General features: G+C 34.8%; 20 protein-coding genes. 1 reads left to right on the top strand and 19 read right to left on the bottom strand.

Going from position 1 to position 25623, the window contains the following annotated elements; translation table 11 throughout:
• Positions 1–62 precede the first annotated feature (62 nt).
• The 4 genes from ACIQ2L_RS08650 to ACIQ2L_RS08635 all read right to left on the bottom strand — a co-directional run bounded on the left by ACIQ2L_RS08650 (position 63) and on the right by ACIQ2L_RS08635 (position 6820).
• The gene (locus ACIQ2L_RS08650; protein ID WP_396157811.1) at positions 63–5711 is read right to left on the bottom strand and encodes an alpha-2-macroglobulin family protein; all 5649 of its coding nucleotides are present in this window, start codon (positions 5709–5711) and stop codon (positions 63–65) included.
• A 130-nt stretch (positions 5712–5841) separates the two neighbouring features.
• The gene (locus ACIQ2L_RS08645; RefSeq protein WP_396157810.1) at positions 5842–6285 is read right to left on the bottom strand and encodes a nucleoside deaminase; all 444 of its coding nucleotides are present in this window, start codon (positions 6283–6285) and stop codon (positions 5842–5844) included.
• 20 nt (positions 6286–6305) lie between these two features.
• Complete coding sequence (locus ACIQ2L_RS08640; protein WP_396157809.1) at positions 6306–6587, bottom strand: Txe/YoeB family addiction module toxin; 282 nt, start codon at positions 6585–6587, stop codon at positions 6306–6308.
• On the bottom strand, positions 6569–6820 hold the full coding sequence (locus ACIQ2L_RS08635) for a hypothetical protein (protein WP_396157808.1): 252 nt from the start codon (positions 6818–6820) through the stop codon (positions 6569–6571). The genes ACIQ2L_RS08640 and ACIQ2L_RS08635 overlap by 19 nt, the downstream gene beginning before the upstream one ends.
• 52 nt (positions 6821–6872) lie before the next feature.
• Between ACIQ2L_RS08635 and ACIQ2L_RS08630 the strand changes: the two genes are divergently transcribed.
• Entirely contained in the window at positions 6873–8672 is a 1800-nt protein-coding gene (locus ACIQ2L_RS08630) for a 1-deoxy-D-xylulose-5-phosphate synthase (protein WP_396157807.1), read from the top strand.
• Here ACIQ2L_RS08630 and ACIQ2L_RS08625 read toward each other — a convergent pair.
• From ACIQ2L_RS08625 to ACIQ2L_RS08555, 15 genes are all read right to left on the bottom strand, one after another.
• Positions 8669–10003: a deoxyguanosinetriphosphate triphosphohydrolase gene (locus tag ACIQ2L_RS08625; protein WP_396157806.1), complete on the bottom strand. Its 1335-nt coding sequence runs from the start codon at positions 10001–10003 to the stop codon at positions 8669–8671. The genes ACIQ2L_RS08630 and ACIQ2L_RS08625 overlap by 4 nt on opposite strands.
• Before the next feature lie 56 nt (positions 10004–10059).
• Positions 10060–10509 carry a GNAT family N-acetyltransferase gene (locus tag ACIQ2L_RS08620; RefSeq protein WP_396157805.1) on the bottom strand — a complete coding sequence of 150 codons (450 nt, stop codon included), beginning with the start codon at positions 10507–10509 and terminating at the stop codon, positions 10060–10062.
• 2 nt (positions 10510–10511) lie between these two features.
• Positions 10512–11021 (bottom strand): RDD family protein, encoded by a 510-nt coding sequence (locus ACIQ2L_RS08615; RefSeq protein WP_396157804.1) that lies wholly within the window; start codon positions 11019–11021, stop codon positions 10512–10514.
• A 5-nt stretch (positions 11022–11026) separates the two neighbouring features.
• Positions 11027–11251 (bottom strand): hypothetical protein, encoded by a 225-nt coding sequence (locus ACIQ2L_RS08610; RefSeq protein ID WP_396157803.1) that lies wholly within the window; start codon positions 11249–11251, stop codon positions 11027–11029.
• A gap of 17 nt (positions 11252–11268) precedes the next feature.
• Complete coding sequence (locus tag ACIQ2L_RS08605) at positions 11269–13302, bottom strand: DUF3883 domain-containing protein (protein WP_396157802.1); 2034 nt, start codon at positions 13300–13302, stop codon at positions 11269–11271.
• A 6-nt stretch (positions 13303–13308) separates the two neighbouring features.
• Complete coding sequence (locus ACIQ2L_RS08600) at positions 13309–13647, bottom strand: hypothetical protein (RefSeq protein ID WP_396157801.1); 339 nt, start codon at positions 13645–13647, stop codon at positions 13309–13311.
• A gap of 103 nt (positions 13648–13750) precedes the next feature.
• A complete protein-coding gene (locus ACIQ2L_RS08595; RefSeq protein ID WP_396157800.1) occupies positions 13751–14725 on the bottom strand; it encodes a fibrobacter succinogenes major paralogous domain-containing protein in 975 nt (324 codons plus the stop codon).
• Between the two features lie 162 nt (positions 14726–14887).
• Complete coding sequence (locus ACIQ2L_RS08590) at positions 14888–15520, bottom strand: NYN domain-containing protein (RefSeq protein ID WP_396157799.1); 633 nt, start codon at positions 15518–15520, stop codon at positions 14888–14890.
• 171 nt (positions 15521–15691) lie between these two features.
• Positions 15692–18112, bottom strand: a complete 2421-nt coding sequence (locus ACIQ2L_RS08585) for a ribonucleoside-diphosphate reductase subunit alpha (protein WP_396157798.1) — start codon at positions 18110–18112, stop codon at positions 15692–15694.
• 297 nt (positions 18113–18409) lie between these two features.
• Positions 18410–19387, bottom strand: coding sequence for a ribonucleotide-diphosphate reductase subunit beta (locus tag ACIQ2L_RS08580; protein ID WP_396157797.1), 978 nt, complete (start codon positions 19385–19387; stop codon positions 18410–18412).
• Between the two features lie 351 nt (positions 19388–19738).
• Positions 19739–20281 (bottom strand): hypothetical protein, encoded by a 543-nt coding sequence (locus ACIQ2L_RS08575; RefSeq protein ID WP_396157796.1) that lies wholly within the window; start codon positions 20279–20281, stop codon positions 19739–19741.
• A gap of 67 nt (positions 20282–20348) precedes the next feature.
• Positions 20349–23744, bottom strand: coding sequence for a hypothetical protein (locus ACIQ2L_RS08570; protein ID WP_396157795.1), 3396 nt, complete (start codon positions 23742–23744; stop codon positions 20349–20351).
• 47 nt (positions 23745–23791) lie between these two features.
• On the bottom strand, positions 23792–24085 hold the full coding sequence (locus ACIQ2L_RS08565) for a type II toxin-antitoxin system RelE/ParE family toxin (RefSeq protein WP_396157794.1): 294 nt from the start codon (positions 24083–24085) through the stop codon (positions 23792–23794).
• Positions 24085–24297 (bottom strand): addiction module protein, encoded by a 213-nt coding sequence (locus ACIQ2L_RS08560; RefSeq protein WP_396157793.1) that lies wholly within the window; start codon positions 24295–24297, stop codon positions 24085–24087. The genes ACIQ2L_RS08565 and ACIQ2L_RS08560 overlap by 1 nt, the downstream gene beginning before the upstream one ends.
• A gap of 37 nt (positions 24298–24334) precedes the next feature.
• On the bottom strand, positions 24335–25588 hold the full coding sequence (locus ACIQ2L_RS08555; RefSeq protein ID WP_396157792.1) for an aspartate kinase: 1254 nt from the start codon (positions 25586–25588) through the stop codon (positions 24335–24337).
• Positions 25589–25623 lie beyond the last annotated feature (35 nt).

Genomic DNA, 25623 nt, shown 5'->3' with positions numbered 1-25623 from the left:
TATTTGATAGTTTTAAAAAATATATACCTAACAGGTTTTAAAAACCTGTTAGGATACGTTATTTACTTCACAACTTCCACCCATTGCCCTTTGGTTCTTGCCAAAAAGTCGTTGTCATACATCGCTTCGCATTGCAATCCAGGCAAATAATAGTTGCCCAAATACGAAGCGTTTAGTAGGATTTTGAATTGGCGTGTTTCGGCTGCTTTCAAACTAAAATAGTAATTGGCGCGGTCGTCTCGAATATCAATATAATCAGCAATATTAGCTGTGGCATCGCCAAAATCAGTGTAACGAGTATTTACTATTTCAAAGCCAGAAGGAAGAATTTGGGACAAAGCAATATTTTCAACACGTTCATTTTTACGATTGGTTAAGGTTACTTCGCCATAAAATTCGGTTCCTTGAGCAATTTTGGAAATGTTGATCACTTTCCCTTTTCGGTCTTTGAAAACCACATTAGCTGATATATTATTTTGAACAACCTTCTCGTTTCCAATGGGTAATATCCCACTATTTAAAACACGAACAAACAATGTATTCTTTTTGTTGTTTTTAATGGTAACTGAATTATTTCCGGTTTTTACCGATAAATTGCGTTGTGCTATGGTTTTATCGGTAGTGATAATTTCCGTTTTTCCGGCATTACTAAACTGAATGGAAACCCCTTTTGTTCCATTGGATTTTGCAAATTTTGCCATAGCATATAAACCATAAGCAGTCGTTTGCGTGCTCATCCATTTTTGGCTGGAAAGATCTTTTGCTAGTTTTGTTGCCATAGCAAAAGCTCTTGGTTTTTGATCCAATAAAATTAAAGTTTCAAGCGCCATTGCCCTGTTTCGTTCCGCCGAACCATAGTAGTAATAATAATGATAGGTATCGTCTGAATTTTGTTCGTCAATGAAGGATTTGCTCAACAAAGACATACCCGCTGCATTTTGTTTTATCATAGCATAACTTCCTGCCAAACGCAATTTACTTTCGTTTGAAATTCCCACTGTTTCTCGCAATCTGTTCATCGAAGCCAAATCGGGTGAACCCGCTAAAGCAAGTGTATATAAGCGATACGCTTGTGCAAAATCATTGTTATACTGGTTTTCAAAACGCCATTGTTTCGCCATTTTTTGTTGGTAGGAAATCCATTTTGATTTGAAGTTTATGGGCAACACATAACCCTTTTTCTCCGCTTCAATCAAAAAATGTCCTGCATAAGAAGTTCCCCAATCATCAGCTTGACTGTTGCCAGGCCAATACGAAAATCCGCCATTTGCCAATTGGAAACCACCTAATCTTTGAATTCCAGCGGTTACATTTTTCTGAATTTTTTGTTTATAAACAGCATCTAAATCCATTATTTCGGTCAAATACAATTGAGGAAAAACTGACGATGTTGTTTGTTCTACACAGCCGTGAGGATATTGAATTAAATAATCCAATCGTCGCCCAAAATCAACTGTTGGCACAGAGGAAACTTCCATTTTGGCTTTATTGCTTCCGCTTACGCCAAAGGTTCCCCAAGTAATTGTTTTTGAAGTGTTTGGCGGAATAATAACATCGGTGAAATCATTCGTTATCGGATTTGGATTGGAAACATCAATTTCAACAGTATAGATTGATTTTTCTTTGCCTGAAGTCGCAATGATGTCAATTTTCCCAATTCCTGTTGAACTGCCCACTTCTAAATTGAAATAAGCCATTTTCTCATCGGGTTCGGTGAAAGAAATGATTTGACTTGCTTTTCCTATTGCTTTTACAAAACTATTGGTTTTGATTTGTAATGTTACTTTTTTGATTTGTTTCTCGGTAGCAAAAAGCGTTACTGGAATGGTTACTTTTTCAGAAGGTGATATCTTTCTTGGCAACGATGCTAATAGCATCAACGGGCTTTTTACCTGAGTTGCTTTTTCGGTCATTCCGTATGCGTTAGTTTTAGAATCGGCCGCTACCACCATTGTTCTAACCGAACCAATATATTTTGGCAAGGTAATTTTATGGGTTTTTGAAGCTCCTTTTTCCAATTCAAAAGGACCAAAATATAATACTACGGGTTTGAAACGATTGGCTTTTTTGGCTTTGCCTCCACCCGCGTCAGCATCACCACCAATACTGAAAACTTGGTTGACTTTTCCTCCATAAGCACCAATAACATCATCATAAATATCCCAAGTGCGAACACCCAAAGCTTCTCGTGTGTAAAAACTATTCCAAGCATTTGGCGTTTTGAAGCGAGTTAAATCCAACAAACCTTCATCAACCACAGCAATCGTATAGGTCATTCTTTTTCCTTTTTTTTCAGCAACTTTTACATTTACGGTTTGTTCAGGACGCAACACATCGGGCATGGTCAACTGCGGTTCTAAGACGGTGTTTTTATCAATTACTTCAATCGGAAGAATGCCATACATTCGTATTGGCGAATCGTTTTTGGTTGATGCATGTGGTTGTAATAAAGAAATGTTGATATAGACGTTTGGAGCCATATCACCTGTAATAGGCATTTCGACTGTTGTTTCCCCTTTTTTGGTTTTGGCCCAAATGGTTTTTAGCACTTTGGTTCCGTTTTCTATGGAAATCATGGCTCTTCCACCTTCGCTTGACGGGAAGAAGATTTTGGCTTTATCTCCCACAGCATAATTGGATTTATCGGTAGAAAATTTCAACATGGTTGCCGACTCCCCATCGGTAGTTCTACTTTTGGCAGACCACCAAGGCATATCAATGTACACTTTCACTCCCGTTGAATGACCATTATTTGGATCGGTTACACGAATTAAATAATTCCCCCATTCTTCGTCATCCACAGCAAAAGCAATACTACCTTTTCCTAAAGCGTTGGTATTTATCCTAAAATTTTTATAGCCAATAGTAGCATTGGAGGTGTTGTAGCTTGACAAATCATCATTGGAAGCGTCCCACCACCAGCGCGATTGCAATTTATAAACACGAACATCGAGATTTTGAAGAGCAACTGGACGACCATTTTCGGTTACCGAAACAATATCGAAGCGGTTGTTTTTACCCGTTTCAATCATTCCGTATTTATTAGGTTCAGGCGATTTTATGCCAACATAGGTTTTGTAGGGCGAATAGGAAGCCGAAGCCACATCGGTGCTAACATCGCCTCCATTTTCATATACTTTGGTAATAAAAGCAGCACGCAACATTCCGGGTGCTTCGCCTTCGATGTTGGGTTTAATCGGGATAGTAGCTTGTCCTTTTGAATCAACTTTTCCTGAGAAAATATTGATTTCTTCTGTATAAAAACTTTTGGTTGGGTCGTCAAAAACATAGTTAGAAAATCCTTTGAAAGTAGTTACTTGTTGTGAAAACTTAGCTTGCACTTCGGTTTTTAAATCTTTGGCAACAGCTCCGTGTAACCACAATACCTGAATTTTGTTGACATTTTCTTTACTTGCCGAAAGGATTGGCTCGTTGAAACTGTTTTTGATTTTCAAACGATTGGGTTTGATGGTTTCAATTTTGATGGTTTTGTAAAAACGAGCACCGCCAACACTGATTACTGCTTCCCAATTTCCTGTAATGTCATCGTCTTCTGTTGGAATGATAAATTTGTAATGGTTGAGTTCATTCATTTTTTGAACACATTCATAAACCGTTTTCCCATTTGGGTCATTCATTTTTAATTTGATTGGATGCGAAATGGGCAGTTTGTTGGCATTGTCGTTAAAGATAAAAGACAAATACACGGTATCGCCCGGACGCCATACGCCACGTTCACCATAGATGTAACCTTTTAATCCTTTTTGTAACGTTTCGCCAGAAACATCAAAATTACTCACCGATAAAGACAACTCGTCATCTAATTTCACATATGTGCTTTGACCATTATTGCTGACAATAGCGAAATAGGCGTATTTGTCCAACTGGAATATAGCCATCCCTTCACCATTAGTTGTTGAACTTGCAATTTTTTGTTGTTGGTAATTATACAATTCTACTTTTGCGCCCGAAACCGCATTGGTAGAAACAATATCGCTAACGGCAATAACAATAGATTTATCGGTGCCTCGCTTGGCAATAACTCCTATATCGGAAGCTAAAATATTGGTGCCTGTTTTGGTATTATAAAAATAATAATCGGAACATGGATCTTGACTTTGTCGCCATTCGTAGTCTTGTTCGTAATAGTAATCATATCCATTATTACTATAATTTACATCATTTTCCTCTATATCTTCTTCGTTTTTACGATTGTAATAGCCCCCCTCTTCATCTTCATCCTCTTGGTCAGTTGTGGCACTCCCTACACATTTATACAAGGAATACTCTTTTTTATAAGAGAACTCCACCCGATAAATTGCTCCGGGTTCTGGTTTTATGATTTTTGAAAGATCTAGGGCATAGGTATTCCATTTGGAATAATCTACAATGTTATTTTGTTTTAAATCAATCTTTGTCTTGGTAATAGATTGCCCAACTTGTCTCAGATTTTGAGTGCCATTGATTGCATTGTCTTGTAAAAACTGTAAAATATTGCTTTTGTATATTTTAAAAATCTTTACATCTACCGCTTTCAAATTGGCCGCTTCAAAATTGATTTTTAAATTATTGGAACTTGGCAAAATAGTACCGCTTTTTATTAATTTGACACCGGGTTTTATTTGGTCAAATAGTATTTTTTCCGAATAACTATTTTTCATTTTGTAGCCATCAATGTTTTCAACGCCTTGAAACACCTCAACTAATTTTGTCCCCGAAAAACCTGTTTCTGTTGACTGCGCCGTTTCTTCAACTTCAACAACTGCGGTCGAATCAACCACTGCTTCGGTTGTGCTGCCTCTATCTACTTTTGAACTCTCGGGTTCTTTGTTGTAAAAGACTTTCAACACATTTCCCATTGTGGTAAACTTGAGATTGCTGGTGTTTTCAATCGCCACCAATCCTTTGAAATCTTGATCTTTTTTTAATGGATCCGAAAAATTGATAAGTATCGATTGATTATTGGCGTCACCGGGTTCAATTTTCACAACTTTGAACTGGTTTTTGCCAGGAATTGGGAATTTAAGAACTCCTTTTTGATCGATGCCAACATCATCTCCATCCGAGTTGATTATAATTTCCGTGTCTTCATCAAAGCGTTGAATACTATCAATAGTGAACTTAAAATCAGTATTGGTACTCACTGATTTATCAAAATTAATTTTTAGTTTTTTATTATTTTGAGTGGCTTCAATAATTTTTTGAGCATCTTCAAAACTGAGATTGTCAGCGGTTTTTAAATTTCCGTTGAGATAATACCAGTCCTTACTGTAGGATTGTAAATCTTGTGTATTGACGATAAAATCTTGCTTGATAGTTTTAACCGAAAAGTTGAAATTTTTGAGTTCTTTTGGAACTTTATTGGTCACCTCAGAAAGGTGAAACGTAATTTGATACAAGGTGTTTTGTTCCAATTTGTCTTTTGGAATAAAGGCAATTGTATTGGGTGAAAGCGCTACTACTTTTCCGCTAACCGATGGTGAAATATCGAATAAATCATTGTCTAACTCTTGATTGACTTTCCAATCTGTTTTGTTGAAAGCCAATTGAACTCTGAAGTCGGAGTGGACCGAGACGAAACCAGATGAAAATCCTGTAATGTAGTCTTTGAAAAGAGAGGGGTCTGAATCAAAATCGGAAACCGATTTTTTTGAACAGGATTGCAATAAAAGAATTGCAACAAACAAGCCGAAAATCTTGCTGGTTTTCATAGGTAGTAAATGAATTATTTGTTAGAACTTATTCCTTGAGTGATTTTCCTCAATTAGCAATATAACGATAAAAATAGTATAATATTATTTACATTGTAAAATATATTTTAGGAATATTTTTCTTGTCAAATTATCCTCTTTTGGAGGCAAAAAAGCGGAACATTAAATCGGAACATTCCTTAGCCAAAACGCCCTGAATTACCTGGGTTTTTGGGTGAATTGTGGTGCCTAAATTTTGGTACCCTCGTTGCTCATCCGAAGCGCCAAAAACAATTTTGGAAATTTGGCTCCAGTATAATGCACCAGCACACATCTGACATGGTTCTAGTGTGACGTAAAGTGTGCACCCTTTCAAATATTTCCCACCTATGAAATTAGCAGCCGAAGTGATGGCTTGCATCTCGGCGTGAGCAGTAACATCATTAAGCATTTCGGTGAGATTGTGGGTTCTTGCAATAATTTTATTATCGATTACTATTACGGCACCAACCGGAATTTCGCCTTTATCAAAAGCGATTTCGGCTTCTTGCAACGCTTTCTTCATAAAATACTCGTGGGTGAAAGGGTTTTCCATATAAGGAAATGAATGAGGTTTTATTTATCAGAATAATGACCTAAAGCAGCAATTACAAATACAGTAACAATATTTTCTTCAACTCTGTAAATAATCCGGTCTTTTTGACTAATTCGCCTCGACCAATACCCCGATAAATTATTTTTAAGTGCTTCGGGATTTCCAATTCCAGAATAAGGTGTTTCCGTAAGTTCTTGTATTATTTTTTCAAGCTTTTTTATGATTGCTTTGTTTCCTGATTTTAAGTGAAATTTAATTTCATTTTCTGCTGATGGTTCGAGAACTACAATATACTTCCCCATATATCATTTGGATTTACAGTAGTCCAATTTTTTCTTTTTTCGGGATCATTTATTCCTTCCCCACGCTCTAAAATCATTTTTACAAATTCAGGATTGTAAATCTCATCTTCCGTTTGGGTTGAGTTTTCTAAAATCTCGATGCCTTTAACATCCTTAAAAAATGTTTCGGTCATCGCTCTAAATGCTTTTCCTGCTTTAGTGCGTTCGTTAATTTTAATAGTGAAAGTTGTCATAGCGATGAATTTATAATTACAAATATACAATTTCAAATTGTACATTTGTCACATGTCAAAAAAATTGCTCGAACATATCAACAACCCAAAAGATTTACGAAAGTTAGACCTTTCTCAATTGCCACAACTGGCAAAGGAATTGCGTGAATTTATCATTGATATTGTTTCGGTAAAAGAAGGTCATCTTGGTGCATCACTTGGTGTGGTTGAGCTGACAATTGCTTTGCATTATGTTTTTGATACGCCCAATGATTTGTTGGTTTGGGATGTTGGTCATCAGGCATACGGTCATAAAATCTTAACCGAACGCAGAAAAAAATTTGATAGTAATCGACAACTTGGCGGCATTTCTGGATTTCCAAGACGAAGCGAAAGTGTGTATGATACTTTTGGCGTGGGCCATTCTTCTACTTCTATCTCGGCGGCTTTGGGAATGGCGCTAGCTTCGCAGCTTAAAGGCGAAAACAAACATCATATTGCTGTGATTGGTGATGCTTCTATAGCGAGCGGAATGGCGTTTGAAGGATTAAATCATGCCGGAGTGACCAATGCTGATTTGCTAGTAATTTTAAATGATAACGCTATCGGAATTGATCCAAGTGTTGGTGCTTTAAAAAACTATTTGACGGCTGTTAAAGAAGGTAAAAATCCGAAACAGAATAACATGATTAAGTCGCTTAACTTTGATTATTCAGGTCCTGTTAATGGTCATGATATCGAAGCTTTAATCAGAGAATTGGAACGACTAAAAAAAGTAAAAGGCCCAAAGTTTTTACACATCATTACTACGAAAGGCAAAGGATTACAACAAGCCGAAGAGGATCAGGTAAAATATCACGCACCAGGAAAATTTGATGCTTCGACCGGAGAAATTCATAAGAAATCTGAGGAGAATTTGCCAGCGAAGTTCCAAGATGTATTTGGTTTAACTTTAGTAGAATTGGCTAAAAATAACGAAAAGATTATTGGCATTACGCCAGCCATGCCCAGCGGTAGTTCGATGAAATTTATGATGGAAGTTTTTCCAGAGCGCGCTTTTGATGTGGGTATTGCCGAGCAACATGCCGTAACGCTTTCGGCTGGAATGGCGACCCAAGGCATGATTGTTTTCTGCAACATTTATTCAACGTTTCTTCAGCGCGCTTACGACCAAGTGATACATGATGTCGCGTTGCAGAATTTACCAGTAATTTTCTGTTTGGATCGCGCCGGTTTGGTGGGTGAAGATGGAGCGACACATCATGGAGTTTTTGATTTGGCCTATTTGCGCTGCATTCCGAATATGATTATTTATGCGCCAAAAGATGAAATTGAACTTCAAAATATCTTGTACACGGCTTCTTTGGGATTGAAAAATCCAATTGCGATTCGATATCCACGTGGACGTGGAAAAATTCCAAACTTCGAAATTCCAAATTCCAAAAACTTTCAAAAAATTGAAATTGGAAAAGCTCATAAACTCAAAAAAGGGAAAAAAGTTGCCATTCTATCAACAGGTACCATTGCCTATAATGTGACTGACGCCCTTGCTGAAATAGAGGATGAAGGTCATTTTGCGCACTACCATTTTGGTTTTGTAAAACCGTTAGACGAAAAGAAACTGCACAAAATATGCGACAAGTTTTCTACCATTATTACTGTCGAAGATGGTGTGACTATTGGTGGTTTTGGAAGTGCTGTATTAGAATTTTCGGCTAAAAATGATTACGTAAACGAAATCTTCCTTTGTGGTGTGCCCGATTATTTTATCGAACACGGAACGGTTGATGAACTGCAGCAATTTTGCAATATTGATGTGGATGGATTACGCTCCCTTTTCTCGGGTTTGCTTGAGGAAGAGGAAGAAGATTAAGCCGTCACAATTTTATTCAACTGCACTGCTTTTCCATCGGTGAGCATCGAGATGAAATGGCAAATGTGCAGCAATCTTTCGTATAAAGTTTCTTTTTCCAAATGATGTTTTTCTGGCAGAATTTTCAATAGTAATTTGTCATAATTCGTGGCTTTCCCTTCGTGGTTATTGTTGTAGGCGGTGATGAATTTGTCTAATAAATTATTGATGATTTGGTAGCCCGATAATTCTTTTTCAATCACTTCTCGGCTTTGGTAAATGTTCCTAACACTCAGCTTTATGATGTCGTCCATTTGCGCTTTGTACTTGCTTTTGTCGGTCAGTGCAAAATGAAATTTTCCTTGTAAAATAGCTTCTTCATTTTCAATAAAAACCCGAACTGCATCATTAATTAAATTGCCAATTGCCAAGGCGCGCAAATAACTGATGCGGTCTTCTTTGGTGGTTAATGTTTGGTATTTAGCAGTATCAATAGTGTCTTTTACCAGTTTGATTAAGTATTCTAATGCAAAATCTTCGGAAACTAAACCTAGATTGATACCGTCTTCAAAGTCGATTATCGTGTAGCAGATATCATCAGCAGCTTCGACTAAAAACGCAAACGGATGGCGCTCATAACCGATATCGTCTCCGGTTTTATTGGAAATCATCCCTAGTTCTTCGGCTACTTCTTTAAAGAAATCCTTGTCCGATTGGAAGAAACCGTATTTTTTATCGGCTATATTTTTGGTTGGTTTTTTGGGTAAACTTTCTTTGGGATATTTGGTAAAAGCACCTAGGGTAGCATAGGACAAACGCAGACTTCCTTCAATCCCTGGACGAGAACTCGTTAGCACCGAAAAACCATTGGCATTTCCTTCAAAATCGATTAAATCCTGCCATTGTTTTGGGGTTAGATGGTCTTTGTATTGTTGTCCTTTTCCAATAGAGAAATACTCGCCTATTGCCTTTTCGCCGGAATGTCCGAATGGTGGATTTCCGATATCGTGTGCTAAAGCAGCGGCAGCGACAATTGCTCCAAAATCGTTCATGTGATAGCCGTGCACCTCGCGTAAATGCGGGTATTTTTCGATGATTTTTTTTCCTACTAATCTTCCGATAGAACGACCCACGACCGAAACCTCCAAACTGTGCGTCAAGCGCGTATGCACAAAATCGGTTTTTGATAAGGGAATTACTTGGGTTTTATCTTGTAAACTTCTAAAAGCAGATGAAAAAATAATTCGGTCATAATCGACTTCAAAGCCCAAACGCGTATCGTCTTGTTCGATGCGTAACCGTTTGCTGGTATCGCCTTGGCGTTTTAGTGATAAAAGTTGTTCCCAGGTCATATTGATTTAGGATTGATGATTAATGATCTTTGATTTTAGAAGTTAAAGATACATTATTAAATTATTTTTTTCATACAAATACTGTTAGCAACGCCTTTGTATTGCCCAAAATTTTCAATGATGGTATATCCTAACTTTTGATACAAGCCAATGGCTTCTTTTTGCAAATAACCCGTTTCGAGTATAGCAGTATCATAGTTTTCTTCTTTGGCCCAGTTTTCTAATTCGGTTAAAATGGCTTTTGCGATGCCTTTTCCACGATGATTGGGCAGCGTATACATGCGTTTCATTTCGGCTATGCTGGGTTCAAATTCTTTATAAGCACCAATACCAATCGGCATTCCATTTTCATAACACACCAACGCATTTTTCAACAAGTTGCTTTTATTAAATTGTGCGTAAAAAGCATGATCTTCGCCGTCAAGTATGCTCAAATAAGCATCGAGCAACACAACTAGTTTTTCAAAATCTGTATTATTTGATGTGGTTCGGATGAGTTCAATCATGATTATGCTTCATTTACATTTTGTTCCAAGGCATAGAACAAACGCTTCTTTTCGTCCAATAATTTTTTGTCAACCACATAAGTTTTTGAAATGCTATCATGCCAACCTCTTCCTAAAATTAATACTGAAAAAGGATTAAACGGAATTAATCGACATAGTGAACGTATTAATATAGTTTCATGATGTGGTTTTTCTCCGTGTTCATCCACCACGATTGTTTGTGTAATAAATTTACCAATGGTTCTAGCAAACAAAATTTCAAATACATTGTAATAAATAAGTACTAATGTAAATGAAATGGTATAGAGTCCGATGGTATTTTTATCGAGTTTTGAGAAAAAATTGATGGCGCTTTTACTTCCTATCAAATCACTAATTATAAAACTAAACATGGCCAATACCATTAATAAAATTAACTGCATTATAGCGTCTATGATGTAGTTTAAAAATCGTTGTGGAATTGTAGCCACAATATCATCGGCAACAAGGAATTTCCTGTTATTGGTGTTCATTTTTATTATTCTTTTTGATTGGCTAAAAAGAAATTGCGCGACTTCTTCGGATATTGATTGTAGCTTTTATCACTCGGGTTGGCAATCACACTTTTGATATTGATTTCATCACCAATTTTAAAACTGGCTTCTGTGTATTTATAATCCAAAAGGTATTCGCCGCAGAAATAATTCCCGTCTTTGTCCTTTTCGATGATGCCGGTGTACACTCCTTTTTTTTCTTTTGACATGCTGATTTTATTTGATATTAAAGTTCAAATCTCTTGGGATTATATTCATATTCTGAACATTCCCAAATCCATTGTACGCATTGTCTATTTAAGACTAGATTTTTTATTGGGTCAGAAATCATTGCAATTTCAAAGAAATCATCTGTTTGACGAACCACAGCAATATAAAATTTCTTTTGTTTTTCCTGAGCAACTCCAATTTCATTATTGGTAAGTTTAAATTTCTGACCAGGAAGTGTTATTGATTTTACTTCGATATGTATTTCTTCTCCATTTGGGTCAAAACCATCTAAATCATAACCAATGTTTTGTTTGCTAACATCTTGTAAATTAAATCCATTTAAATTCAATATTTCTAAAGTTATTTCCTCTGCACTTCTCCAACGTTTTAATCCATATTTAACTTTATCAGTTGTTCCTTCAACAGAATTGTTATACCAATTTTCATTAGTAATATTTTTTATTTTTTGAGGGATTAATGGTATTTCACCTTCCTTATCGAGAAACAAATCATTTTTATAATTTGAGATTACTTTTTTAAATATTTGTTTTATGTCAAATTCTGTTAATCCATTTTCAATTAATAAAGTGATAAATGAATTGTCAACTATTAAGTTATCATTTTCTATTTCTTTTATAGAAACTCTTTTTTTATCACTAAATAAGATTTTTAAATCTTTTATTGAAATAATAAAATTATCATTATTCATTGACAAAATGGAAGTAAATATATATTTTGAAATCTGAACACAACCTAAAATTGAAATTTCTGAATTATTTATTTTAGTCTTTAATGTTTCAAATGAAGCTTCTTTTGCGCCAAGATATTTTAAAAATGACACTAAACCATCAATATTTAGTGAGCTTGAACCAATAACTAAATTACCATTAGATTTAACAATACAATTGTAATCTTTTGGATTTAGCCAATTTGGTGGCAATTCTAGTTTTTCAAAGTAAACTGAATTTACATTTTTGATTTGTTCTAAAAGAAGTTTTTCAAATGAAGTTTTTTTAAAACTTATCATTCTGGGGTCACAGTAAGGAACCAAAGCTTTAATTATACTATTGTTTTCGGCTTTATTATTGGATAAATTTTTCTCAATTAAGTTTATTATTTGAGTAGCAATATTTTTTATTGTAACATTTGTCTCATTATCATAAATCAAATGCTTCCTTGACGGATCAGTACTAAAATCGCCATTAACTATAACTCCAAGTCCTGTAATATCTTCCGTTGGTAAAAACGAATAAACTAAAGCATCTGTCTGATTAATTCTTGCTGGGAAACCTTCTTCTATTTGAAAAGCAATTGCAGTCTTTTTATAATTAGAAATCAACCACTCTGTTTGATTGCCGTTATTATTGATTTTTAGTTTGCTTTCACTTTCTGAAATTATTGTTTTATCAATATGTGTTATACTATAATTTGAAATAGAAATTTCAGTAGTTACTACATTGTTCAAAAAAAGTAATGATTTATAATCAAAATTTTCATACTCGGTTTCTATTTCATTAGCTCTAACTCCAGTAAAAATAAAAACTGTTCTAAACCCATCACTTATTAGATTTTTAACATTTGTAGCGATTAATGACTTGTCTTTTTCAATTATAGAATGTGGAATTCGTATTAAAGGAACTCTTAATGCGTTTGGTATTTCATTTTTAGTTCTTTCTTTGGAAAACGTAATTTCTAAATCGCCACTAATGATATGAATTTCTTTGGCAAAGCCTACAACTGATTTGAAGCCAATTCCTCTGTAACCAATACTTTCTCCTCTTGTTTTAGTTGAGGATGCACTTCGGCATAAACTTTCAACATCTTTCGCATTAAAAGTTCTTCCATTATTTGCCACATATAAAAAATCATTATCTTTTATAATTTTAAATTTTGTAGCAATTGCATCATCTGCATTTTGCAATAATTCTATAAAAGAGCGATTGTTGTAACTTTCAGAAATATAGGTTTCTAAACCTGCCAAATCAGACAATAAATTTGGTGATGATTTTGCTTCGTCAAGTAGTTGGTTTCTAATGTTATTAATATCCATAATGTTTTATAATTTTGGATATAATCTTAATTTATTGATTTTATCTGCAATCTCATCATCTCCAAAATAAAATTCCAAAATTTCAAATCCAAAAAAATTATCTTTTGACACATAAGTATTTTTAACATCTAGTATTTGACCGTCATTATCATATGCAGTACATTCAATTTTGACAGTTTTTTCTATAGTTGTACCTTTATTGGAATGTATTTCACAATATACAGAAACAGCATTATTTGCATAAATTTTTATCGAGATATTCTCAAACCTCACCGAAAGCCTTTCTTCGAATGCTTCGAGTCTTTCAATTTTATTTAATAATGATTTTGCAAGTATTTCTTTCATTACTTTTAAATTTAATTTTTATAAATAAGTGTTTTTTTATTTTTATCAAAAAAACAGGAAGTTTGCCATTTGAAATATTAACTTTTTTTGACATTAAAGGTTATTAATCTTTAAGACAACGAATTGAGTAACCATCTGCCTTATAACTGGAACTTCTGAAAATCTTGTCATCATTGTAATAAACTGAGCGGGGCCAAGCCATATTAGTACCTGTGTAACCCGTAGAACTCCACCAGCCACCAAAGTGGCCAATCAGGTCGAATAATGTTCCATTACTAAAGCGATAACCTCCTGGAATTGCTGTAAAACCACAACTGTTGGAAGCACCGGTATTAGGACTCAGCCAAAGCGATGTACCTGTTGCTTTCATTTTACCACCCGCAACTGATAACCCTCCTAAACAAGTGGTTAAAGTAGTCCATTCATTATCAGTAGGTATGTGGTAACCTAAAGGAGCTAATCCTCGTGGGTCAACTACAGCATACCAATTATATAATTTACCATAAACTGCACCATTTGAAGAGTCGTTATTGTAATAACACCAAGCACCAGTGGTTAGATTCGCCCATGCCGAGGGATTAGTAACTTGAGGTATAACATCACCATTTTTATATTTAGATACATTCAAATTGGTTTTGGTCCAAGTCTGGTCACAAATAGTTACTAATTGATAAGTATTTCCATCTATATCTGTTAAGGGGTTAGATGTTGTAAAACTCACCATAGTTCCATAAGCAGTCCCAACACTATTAGTTGCATAAGCTCTAACATAATAAGTTATATTAGCAGCAAGACCTGATATATTACTAGTAAATGTTCCAATTCCTGTCCCATCTGTTGTTTTTGTTGTTAAAGAAACATTAGGATTAGCACTTGTACTCCAACAAACTCCCCTTTCCAATATACTAGCTCCTCCATCACTTGAAATAACCCCTCCAGAAACTGCTGTTGCAGTAGTAATTGATGAAACCTCTACAGTAGTTAATGTAGGTAAATCTGCTGTATTATTAGAATCTGAACTTGATGAGCATCCATAAATGAATAAGAATGATAGGGATATTAAAATTTGTTGTTTCATAATTTATTTAAATCTGTTTTTTTTTAAAGTAATATTCTTTTATTAATGTTTACCATTTATCATTATATGATGATTGAATAGTTTTTTGAACAGATAGCATAATTGATTTTGCACTCTCTATTATATCTTTTATATAATTTCTACAAAATTATTTTAGCTAAATCACCAATTTTTTGGTTTATTCAAAACATATCCATCTTTTTTTGTTACACTGTCGTTGAATTGACTTTCAACAAGTTTCTTCCTGCCGATTGTCAACGACCCTTTTGCAATTAGGGCAACGGATTGATTATGCCTTTTAGGAGGAAAGGCAACAAAAACTCGTTTGTTTTTAAATATTTCATGTACTGCTCTCATCGGTGGAACTAAATCACTATCTCCTGAAATTAGCATCGCCATATCGTATTTGTCTTGATAGGCATCTATTAAGATTTGTGTAGCAATATTTACATCAGTCATTTTTTCATTATAGGTTGGCCAGACATTTTTACACCTTTTACATTCAATCTTGTCAGATTGATAATTTCCATAAAAAATATTTACATCAACACTTTCTAAAGCTTCTATATATGTATTTTGCCTTTTTTGTTTGTCTGGATTATTACTAACTCTACTTGTAAAATATTTAATCTCTATTAATGATTGATTTTGTTGTAATAAATTCTCAACTAAAAGTTTTAAATTTAACCATTTACAATAATCAAAACCTGCATCTAACATGCCAAAGTATAAATTAAATCCATCTACATAAACTACAACACGTTCTTTTTTTATTAAAATATTTGTATCTCCCATTTATTATTCTTTATATTTGCATCACAATAACAACGCTAAAGATAGCATCTTTAGTCCGACGCCTCGAAAGAGGCGTTTCTCATTTATTATAATATCAGTTTTTAAATACAAAACAGCCATCTCTCGACAGCTGTATTTCTTTATTCTTTTCTCTTTCTTCTTTTCTCTTTTTTACGACCCACACATTTCGCAATCATCCGGTCCGGCATTGCGTGCGCGTTCTACCATGGCTGCAAAATCTTCGGCGGTCATTTCGCCGGTTTCATTGGGCGCAATTACCTCAACCGCAACTGGCTCGGTTATTTGTACTATTGGCTCAGCTTTTTTATCGTTGTTCAAGGTAAACTTGATGGCATCTACGGCTGCTTTGGTTCTCAAATAATACATTCCGGTTTTCAAACCACTTTGCCAAGCGTAGAAGTGCATCGACGTTAGTTTGGCATAGTTGGCATCTTGCATAAACAAGTTCAACGACTGTGACTGGTCAATAAAATACCCTCTATGGCGTGACATATCGATGATGTCTTTCATAGACATTTCCCAAACGGTTTTGTACAATTCTTTCAAATCTTGTGGAATATCTAAATCCTGAACCGAACCGTTGTTACGCATCAATTGTTGTTTCAAATCTTCGTTCCAAAGGCCGCGTTTTACCAAATCTTCTAATAAGTGTTTGTTTACGACAATAAACTCGCCCGACAATACGCGACGGGTGTAAATGTTAGAAGTGTATGGTTCGAATGCTTCGTTGTTGCCCAAAATTTGAGATGTTGAAGCGGTTGGCATTGGTGCCATCAACAAGGAGTTACGTACTCCGTGTTTCACCACGTCTTTTCGTAACGCTTTCCAATCCCAACGTCCTGAAAGTTCTTCGTCTTTGATGTTCCAAAGATTGTGTTGGAATTCTCCGTTTGCAATTGGTGAGCCTTTGAAAGAAGAGTATGGTCCTTCTTCCTTGGCCATTTCCATCGATGCGGTAACGGCCGCAAAGTACATGGTTTCAAAAATTTCCTGATTCAGTTTTTTTGCTTCATCGCTGGTGAACGGCATGCGCAATAAGATGAAAGCATCGGCCAAACCTTGTACGCCCAATCCAACGGGACGGTGACGCATATTCGAATTTTCGGCTTCCGGAACCGGATAGTAATTTCTGTCGATTACTTTATTTAAGTTTCTCGTTACGCGCTTGGTTACGTTGTATAACAATTGGTGGTTGAATTCACCGTTTTCTACAAACATTGGTAAGGAAATCGAAGCCAAATTACACACGGCAATTTCGTCTGCAGCGGTATACTCCATGATTTCGGTACAAAGGTTTGAAGAACGAATGGTTCCCAGATTTTTTTGGTTGGATTTTCTGTTAGCTGCGTCTTTATAGAGCATATAAGGCGTTCCTGTTTCAATTTGCGACTCTAGGATTTTCTCCCAAAGTTCACGTGCTTTGATGGTTTTTCTTCCTTTATTTTGTGCTTCGTATGAAGTGTATAAGGTTTCGAATTCTTCTCCGTAAACATCGCATAATCCCGGACACTCATTAGGACACATCAATGTCCAAGTAGTATCTTCCTGAACGCGTTTCATGAATAAATCGGAGGTCCACATGGCAAAGAATAAATCACGTGCGCGCATTTCTTCTTTTCCGGTATTCTTTTTTAAGTCTAAGAATTCGAAAATATCAGCATGCCATGTCTCTAAATAAATAGCAAAACTTCCTTTACGTTTTCCGCCGCCTTGATCTACATAACGAGCGGTATCATTAAATACGCGTAACATTGGAACGATTCCGTTGGATGTTCCATTGGTACCACGAATGTAAGAACCCGTTGCGCGAACATTGTGAATTGACAAACCGATTCCACCGGCAGATTGCGAGATTTTTGCTGTTTGTTTAAGTGTATCGTATATTCCGTCGATGCTGTCATCTTTCATGGTTAACAAGAAACATGAAGACATTTGAGGTTTTGGCGTTCCGGCATTAAACAAGGTTGGTGTGGCATGCGTGAAGAATTTCTTCGACATCAAATCGTAGGTTTCGATTACCGATTCTAAGTCGTTTAAGTGAATTCCAACTGCCACACGCATTAACATATGTTGCGGACGCTCAACGATTTTACCATTGATTTTTAGCAAATACGAACGTTCTAAGGTTTTGAACCCAAAATAGTCGTAATTAAAATCACGGTTGTAAATGATATGTGAATTTAAATATTCGGCATTTGCCTGAATCGCTTCATACACTTCATCCGATAATAATGGTGCTTTTTGGTTCGTTCTTGGATTTACATAAAAGTACATTTCTTTCATGGTTTCCGAGAAGGATTTATTGGTGTTTTTATGCAAATTAGAAATCGCGATTCGCGCCGCTAGTTGTGCATAATCTGGGTGAGCAATGGTCATTGATGCAGCCGTTTCTGCTGCTAAATTGTCAAGTTCTGAAGTAGTTACTCCGTCATACAAACCTTCGATTACCCGCATGGTTACTTTTACAGCATCTACTAAATCGTTTAATCCGTAACATAATTTTTTAATTCTGTCCGTGATTTTGTCGAACATTACCGGCTCTTTGTGTCCGTCTCTTTTTACTACATACATAGGCTTGTCAGTTTTTGAAAATAGAAAATCCCTTTACCTATTTTCTGGTTATTTGTTTATGCTGAATTCATTTCAGCATCTGTTTTTAGTGCTATGATTTACTTCCTAGCCCTGATGGAAGTGGAAATCTTTTTGTTTTTAAAATAAGCCCTTCGACTGCGGGTCTGCCGACAGGTAGACGCTGAGGGAGACAAAACAAAAAATTGGAACGGACAGCAGGAATATGGTTTCCTAAAATGCCCGAGCCATTCGCTCCAGATTCTGCATTAATTCATGAGAATATGAAACAAGTTCAGATTAAAAATCGGCGTCGAAAGTAATTTTACTGGCTTCAGAATCGGTATTCATTACCCCTGCTTTTTGATATTCGGCTACGCGTTTTTCAAAGAAATTGGTTTTTCCTTGCAATGAAATCATGTCCATAAAATCGAATGGATTTGAGGAATTATATACTCTATTGCAACCTAATTCCACCAACAATCTATCGGCAACAAATTCTAAATATTGTGTCATTAAAGTTGCGTTCATTCCAATTAAACTCACGGGGAGTGACTCGGTAATAAATTCGCGCTCAATGTCTAGAGCATCCGTAATAATTTCTGTAATTCTAGTTTTTGACACTTTGTTCACCAAGTGATGGTTGTGCAAATGCACTGCAAAATCGCAGTGAACCCCTTCATCACGGGAGATTAATTCGTTTGAAAACGTCAAGCCGGGCATTAATCCGCGTTTTTTTAACCAATAAATAGAGCAGAATGCGCCTGAGAAAAAGATGCCTTCAACGGCAGCAAAAGCGATTAATCTTTCGGCGAACGAATCAGAACCAATCCATTTTAATGCCCAATCTGCTTTTTTTCTAATCGCTGGAAATACCTCTAGAGCGTTGAAAAGTTGTGCTTTTTCGGCTTCGTCTTTTACATACGTATCTATCAAAAGTGAATAGGTTTCACTATGAATGTTTTCCATCATGATTTGAAAGCCATAAAAAAACTTTGCTTCTGGATATTGTACTTCGTTTACAAAATTCTCGGCTAAATTTTCATTTACAATTCCATCCGAAGCTGCGAAAAAGGCTAAAATATGCTTGACAAAATATTTTTCATCAGCATTTAATTTGTTGTTCCAATCGGACAAATCTTGGTGTAAATCGATTTCCTCTGCAGTCCAAAAACTAGCTTCCATTTTTTTGTACCAATCCCAAATATCATGATGTTTTATTGGAAAAATCACGAAACGATTTTTGTTTTCTTGTAAAATTGGTTCTATGCTCGCCATTTTGAATTTGTGTTTTTATAAATATTGTTGGTAGTTTAATCGAATCTGTATGTTACAAAGATTGTCAAACGAAACGGAAAATGAAAGCCAAACTTATTCACAATACGCTCTAGTTTTTAACAAATAGAGCCGTTTTGCCCTAATTTTATATTTTAATTAAATTATTGATTTTCAATGTTTTAAATAATATATAAAGTTGTAAAAGCCCTAAAACAAAGGGAAGTAAGAATTTACTTTCGGTGTAATTTTAACATTTCACTTGGCCTTAAATTTTAGTTTTTATGGATAAAAAAAAGTGATTTTTCAATTAGAAAACTCACTTTTTTAAAACAATGCAAATAAAACCTGATTTTAGTCGGTTATGTATGTTTTATTCCCGTTGGAATTGATATAATATTCTCCGCCTCTTGGACCGGTATAAACTGTTTTGCCTTTGTATTTTCCAGTGGCTTTATCTTTCTTTTTTGGTGCTTTTTCGTTTGAACTTGTTTCTTTTTTGGTTTTTGCAGATGCTTTATTTGAACTAGCTTTTGCATTTCCATCAGCAGCTTTTTTTTGCCCCGTTGGTGATGATTTGCTTTCTTTAGTTGAATTATTATAACGCTTATCTGGCGTGCCATCTTTTTTTAGAGGTGCTTTTGATTCTTTAGTTGAATTAGAATACCTTTTATCTGGAGTTCCATCTTTTTTTAGAGGAACTTTTGTTTTTGCTTCTTTTTTTGGTTTAGCAGATTTTTGAGTTGTTGATTTAGCTTTTTTGTCTTTTTTTTCTACTTCTTTTTTTGACTTAGTTGATTTTTCTGTTGTTGTTTTTGATTTTTCACCTTTTTTTTCTTGTCCATTCATATTTAAAACGAAAGCGAAAAGGAGTGAAAGTAAAAATAGTTTTTTCATGTTATTTTATTTTACAAATTAGAGCTATAAAAGTAAAGAAAAAACTATTTGAATATTTTAAAAGTAATTAAAAATACGCTCGAAGTTGAACATTTCCAGTATGAATGGTTTTGCTAGTCTCTGATTTTCTACCTTGATAATTAACATTAATGTCTAGAAACTGTGTTAAATTCTTTTGCAAAAGTAGTCTCCAAGTCATGTTTTTCCCAGGTTGTAAGCCCTCCAGCATTTGAAAAGCTACTGGAGATTGGCTATCGCCAACAAATCTGTTATCATAAAATGAAATTTCCCCATTCATCGTAAACTTCTTTTCGCTAGCATAAGAAAACGAAGTACCAAATCGATTTTGCTTCAAACTTTCTGAGTTTCCTATCTGATTTTCTTTCGTTTGTAGTTCATAAAACAGATCCCAACTTGCATTTTTATTGAACAAATAGGAAATCTTGGGGTTGATTTGATAGCCATCAACTTCAAAATTTTTGCTGCTGAAATTTTCTGAAAACAAGAGCGTTTCAGATGTTTCTGTTGCCAAAGAAAAAAGCCATGTCTTTTTAAGTAAATGTGCGTATTGCAATTGATATATCTTATTTTTACTTTGTTGGAATCCTACAGAAAGTAAACTTTTCAGTTGATTGCCGATTATTGTAAAAGTTGTCGAATGCTTCTGCTTTCCGCGATTAAAGAACAGACTATTCCTAAAACTGGTGTTCAGCCCAAGCATATTTTCATCGGAATCTGAAAACGGATTCAAATCGAAATTAGCTCCGTTTCTTTTTATTTTTCGCTCAATCAAGAACGAACTTTGGTTGTAGAAATGTGACAATACTTTTTTATATCCTTGGGCATTTTGCCACTGGCTCGGGTTTAAAGTCAGTGATTGCGAGAACTTATTCTGATGGGTTTTTAAAAAGATTTGGTTGGGTAAAAACACACGAACGTATTTTGCCTGATCAGGAAATGGTGCCACTTCAAATTCCTGCAGTTCTTGAATTCCGTTGCCATTATAATCTATCCAGGTGTATACGCCTTGCCCAGGTTCTACTTCAAGATATGTGAATTCTTGTTGGGCAATAGTTCCTGACGTGGTTTCGTACGCCGTTGTAACCTGCATCAATTGCTTAAAAAATTGATCGTTATATAGTAAACGGGAATTTAATGAAGGTTCGTTTTGTCTTGTTTCATCAATATATTTTAGGTTTCGATAATTAACAAATAAGGTCAAATCGCTTTTTTTGGTTTGCACTAATTTTGATTTCAAATAATAGGACTGTGACGTATTTACCCTTTTTAAGACTCCACTAAATAAACTGTCATTTACGCGTTGCAAATAGCCGAATTCAACAAAAACTTTGGTACTGTCGCCACGACCTACGAAGGCGCCATATTCGGTAAATCGTTGACTTAACGAAGACAACTGATTAGTTGCAACTAACTTTTCTTTATTGTTTTCTATACTAAGATTCCCTCCTATCCAATTTTTTTTTAAGTTAAACTTGACTTGCGATTGGTTTCGGATGAAAGTGGTATTGGCATAAGTCCCATCGCTAGTTAAATAACTGCTATTTTGAAGAATATTCCAATTCTTAAGTTTGAAAAGACCATTTAACATATGACGGCTTCCGGAAAAACTTTTAGAGAAATCAAGCTTTTCAAACTGATAGGTTAGCTTTCCTTTTTCGGGCAAAATAAAATTCAAACCATTTATTATCAAACTTTGATTTCCTGCAAAAGTGGTCAGATTCCAATCGCGATTGAATTCAATATTGAATAAACGTTCAATGGTTTTGAAATTTTCCTGTACGTATTGATAATTTCCAAAGGCGTCAATTTGCCATTTTTTTGTAAATAATCGTTGTTTGAAATTCAACTTCCCCGCTATTCCTTTATTATTGTTATCATCTATAGCTGAGAACAAATTCAAATCATTATTGCTTATGCCTACTTCAAAATCTATACTTGTCTTTTCGTTTGGATTATATTTTCCCATAACGGTTGCAATCTGAATTTTAGTCGGTGCAATTAAGCGTGTAATTGGTTCGTAATTTCCTTGCGGAATACCTGCAATTGGTTCTACATATTGGTAAATTTTGCCAATTGCAGAGGAATTTGTCAAAATATAATTCCCCAAATTAGTGCCTAACAACGTAAACTTAACATTATATAATTCGTCTGTTGGGTTATTAGAGTATTGAAAAGCTTCGCCTGCAGTAACTACAATTTTTTTGTATAAGATTTTATTGTCGGAATACGAATCTAAATAGGCAGAAGGCGCATTCATCAAGTTGACATTATCGCCTGCATTACTCAAAATTGCAGCTTGTTCATTGGTTAAATTTTGCTGTAATGGTTGGTTCTTTACATCATTTTCAGAATATAAATAGCCTCCTAAACTCCATTTTTTAGCTTCATGATTGGCTCCGGCATACGTTACAAATCGAGTATAATTTCTATCAGAATATTGGTATTCGATAACAATTCGCATTTCGGAAGTAATCGGAAAAAGCGAAGTAAACGTAATTTCTCCTGCATTATAATCAATAAGATAATCGTTATTTTCGCCACGTTTCCGTAAAATTCCATTCACATAAACGCGTTCAGACCCCGAAATTACAAGTACATACAACTCACCATTATTACCTCTTAATTTATATGGCCCTTGATTTCCTTCTTGGCCAGTGAAGGAACTTTTGGCATATTGCCCACGAACCAAAGCGGCCGAAGCAAAAATATCGGTCTTGTTTTCTTCTCCTCCAAAAGTAAAATGAGTAGAAAGTCCTTGAACTTTTTTATTAAAATTCAGAAAACGAGATTGTCTGTTTTCTAAAAATAAATCTCCTGCACGAATATTCCACTTATCGGTAAACAGTTCGATGAAAATCTGGTCAAACTCATCTAATCTTTGAGAATATCCATTGTCTTGAAGCGGAATATTACTGTCTTGAATAGAAGCGCGCAGCGAAACTTTATCGGATATTTTTCCTGTGATTTGTAAATCAAGATTTGAAGTAACCGATGTATTTTGATTGTTACCAATAGTAACTCCACGAGTAATACTTCCCGAAGTATTCAAGCCATCAAACGGCACAAACTTTTTGACGGAACGATTTACTTTATACAAATTTGCATCGCTAGCAACGACTCTTTCTTGGTCATAAATGCTGTAGGTTTTGGTTAGTTGTTCTGGATATTTGAAATACCGAATCGTTACACTATCTTCAGCTGTAAATCCATTTTTAAAAACCAGTTTTCCTTTTTTAACATCAACTTTGTAGAATGTAGAATCTATAACTGTTCCATCGTTGTTTAGCAATTTGAAAAAACTTGGACTAATACTTACTTTTTCAATTTCGATTGTATCGTTTGAAACGGCAACTTTTTTATTTTGATACAACGATTTTATTTCCTGAGCATGAAGCTGGGAGAATCCAATAAATAGCATTAATAAAAAGCGTTTTTTTAGCATACGTATAATAACGTAAAAACCTTTGAAAATGTATGTTTTTTTATGATTTATAATCTTTTAGACCAGTTTTTTGGAGAAAGTGACGTATGAAAAACTGCAATTATAACAATCGTGTTTTCTTTCACAACATAATGAATTCCATAAGGGAAACGAGAAATAAATCTAACCTGTACTTTTTTATAACGTTTCTGAAAATTGTCTGGGTTTCTTAAAACTTCTGCTAAACCTGCTTCCAGACACAATTCAAAATCATACGAAAGTCCAACTCTTTGTTCTTCATACCAAAGAACTATATACTCAATGTCAAATAATGCTTCCTTAGTAAAACTAATGGTATACATTATTGATTTCTAATTTTATTTATCTGCTTTTTTACTTCTTCCATAGAATAAAGTTCTGATTTACCTTCTTCTAAAAGTTGTAGTCTATAATCCAATTCTTTCTGGATTTCTTTTGACAATTCTATGTCTTTTTTTGAAACACTATCCCAAAGTTGTTCCGCTAAAATAATTTTTTCAGCATTAGAATATTTTGATAAATCTTTGATTTCCATAGCTTCTTTTTATATAAAAGTATAAAATAAAATCGAATTATTCCTTCGTCACTATCTGCATCGTTTCTCTTGAAATTTGTTTTACCAAAACGGTTTTGTCTTTTTCTACCATTATGGCTGCTTTTTCATCAAAGTGACGAATGGTGTAAAGCGAAACATTTTCGTTGTAGGAAACCTTGAATTTTTTGGAAAGTATGTTTTTTACTTCATTAAAATTACTGAATTTATCCTCAAGACAAACCGAAAAACTAATCGCCGAATTCTGAATTAAGCTTGTTTTGATTTTGTATTGGTGCAATAAAGCAAAAATGTCACTTATATTTTCTTCCATAATGAATGAGAAATCAATAGACGAAAGCGAAAGCAGCAATTGCTCTTTTTTTACAATAAAACAAGGAGTCTTTGGCTCTAAATCTTGCCCTTTAGAAACCCTGGTTCCTGGTAAAAGAGGATTGATAAACGATTTTACAAATAATGGAATTTCCTTTTTCTGTAAAGGTTGTAATGTTTTTGGATGGATTACTGACGCTCCGTAAAACGCCAATTCAATCGCTTCTCGATAGGAAATTTGATTTAATAAAATGGCATTTTCAAAATAACGTGGGTCAGCATTCAAAACTCCCGGCACATCTTTCCAAATGGTGACACTTTCGGCATTAAGACAATACGCAAAAATTGCCGCTGTGTAATCAGATCCTTCGCGCCCAAGTGTAGTAGTAAAATTATTCTCATCCGAGCCTAAAAACCCTTGGGTTATATTGAGTGCTTTCTTCTTAACTCCTTTAGAAATATACTGTTGCGTTTTTTCCCAGTCGACATCGGCATCACGGTAATTATTATTGGTTTTAATGAAATTACGAACATCCATCCAATTGTTTTTTAACCCCACATGATTAAAATAATGGCTTACAATTGTGGTAGAAATAATTTCACCAAAACTTACCACTTGATCGTAGACGAAGTTATAATTCGGTGATTTATTACTTCGTATAAAATATTCTAAATCGGCAAAATGACTGTTTACGGCAAAAAAAACATCATGATCTTCATCATCGAATAAATCTAGCAAAATTTGGTTGTGGTATTTGCGAACATCTTGCAAGGATGCATTTAATTCGTTGGACTTTTCAAAATAATTTTTGATTACCAATTCCAAAGCATTCGTGGTTTTTCCCATTGCAGAAATTACCAAAAGCGTGTCTTGGTGACCTACTTTTTCTAATACACTAAAAACATTTTTTATACCCTCTGCATCTTGTACTGATGCGCCACCAAATTTGAATATTCTCATTCTTCTAATGTTAAAATTCCATAACTAGTATTGGA

The sequence above is a fragment of the Flavobacterium sp. genome, assembly GCF_044369455.1.
Taxonomy (GTDB): Bacteria; Bacteroidota; Bacteroidia; order Flavobacteriales; family Flavobacteriaceae; genus Flavobacterium.
This window is presented reverse-complemented; position numbering and strand designations above follow the sequence as displayed.

Bases quoted from the DNA above. Each gene is read 5' to 3' on its own strand.
- ACIQ2L_RS08650 (WP_396157811.1), bottom strand. From the start codon at position 5,711: ATGAAAACCAGCAAGATTTTCGGCTTGTTTGTTGCAATTCTTTTATTG.
- ACIQ2L_RS08645 (WP_396157810.1), bottom strand. From the start codon at position 6,285: ATGGAAAACCCTTTCACCCACGAGTATTTTATGAAGAAAGCGTTGCAA.
- ACIQ2L_RS08640 (WP_396157809.1), bottom strand. From the start codon at position 6,587: ATGGGGAAGTATATTGTAGTTCTCGAACCATCAGCAGAAAATGAAATT.
- ACIQ2L_RS08635 (WP_396157808.1), bottom strand. From the start codon at position 6,820: ATGACAACTTTCACTATTAAAATTAACGAACGCACTAAAGCAGGAAAA.
- ACIQ2L_RS08630 (WP_396157807.1), top strand. From the start codon at position 6,873: ATGTCAAAAAAATTGCTCGAACATATCAACAACCCAAAAGATTTACGA.
- ACIQ2L_RS08625 (WP_396157806.1), bottom strand. From the start codon at position 10,003: ATGACCTGGGAACAACTTTTATCACTAAAACGCCAAGGCGATACCAGC.
- ACIQ2L_RS08620 (WP_396157805.1), bottom strand. From the start codon at position 10,509: ATGATTGAACTCATCCGAACCACATCAAATAATACAGATTTTGAAAAA.
- ACIQ2L_RS08615 (WP_396157804.1), bottom strand. From the start codon at position 11,021: ATGAACACCAATAACAGGAAATTCCTTGTTGCCGATGATATTGTGGCT.
- ACIQ2L_RS08610 (WP_396157803.1), bottom strand. From the start codon at position 11,251: ATGTCAAAAGAAAAAAAAGGAGTGTACACCGGCATCATCGAAAAGGAC.
- ACIQ2L_RS08605 (WP_396157802.1), bottom strand. From the start codon at position 13,302: ATGGATATTAATAACATTAGAAACCAACTACTTGACGAAGCAAAATCA.
- ACIQ2L_RS08600 (WP_396157801.1), bottom strand. From the start codon at position 13,647: ATGAAAGAAATACTTGCAAAATCATTATTAAATAAAATTGAAAGACTC.
- ACIQ2L_RS08595 (WP_396157800.1), bottom strand. From the start codon at position 14,725: ATGAAACAACAAATTTTAATATCCCTATCATTCTTATTCATTTATGGA.
- ACIQ2L_RS08590 (WP_396157799.1), bottom strand. From the start codon at position 15,520: ATGGGAGATACAAATATTTTAATAAAAAAAGAACGTGTTGTAGTTTAT.
- ACIQ2L_RS08585 (WP_396157798.1), bottom strand. From the start codon at position 18,112: ATGTATGTAGTAAAAAGAGACGGACACAAAGAGCCGGTAATGTTCGAC.
- ACIQ2L_RS08580 (WP_396157797.1), bottom strand. From the start codon at position 19,387: ATGGCGAGCATAGAACCAATTTTACAAGAAAACAAAAATCGTTTCGTG.
- ACIQ2L_RS08575 (WP_396157796.1), bottom strand. From the start codon at position 20,281: ATGAAAAAACTATTTTTACTTTCACTCCTTTTCGCTTTCGTTTTAAAT.
- ACIQ2L_RS08570 (WP_396157795.1), bottom strand. From the start codon at position 23,744: ATGCTAAAAAAACGCTTTTTATTAATGCTATTTATTGGATTCTCCCAG.
- ACIQ2L_RS08565 (WP_396157794.1), bottom strand. From the start codon at position 24,085: ATGTATACCATTAGTTTTACTAAGGAAGCATTATTTGACATTGAGTAT.
- ACIQ2L_RS08560 (WP_396157793.1), bottom strand. From the start codon at position 24,297: ATGGAAATCAAAGATTTATCAAAATATTCTAATGCTGAAAAAATTATT.
- ACIQ2L_RS08555 (WP_396157792.1), bottom strand. From the start codon at position 25,588: ATGAGAATATTCAAATTTGGTGGCGCATCAGTACAAGATGCAGAGGGT.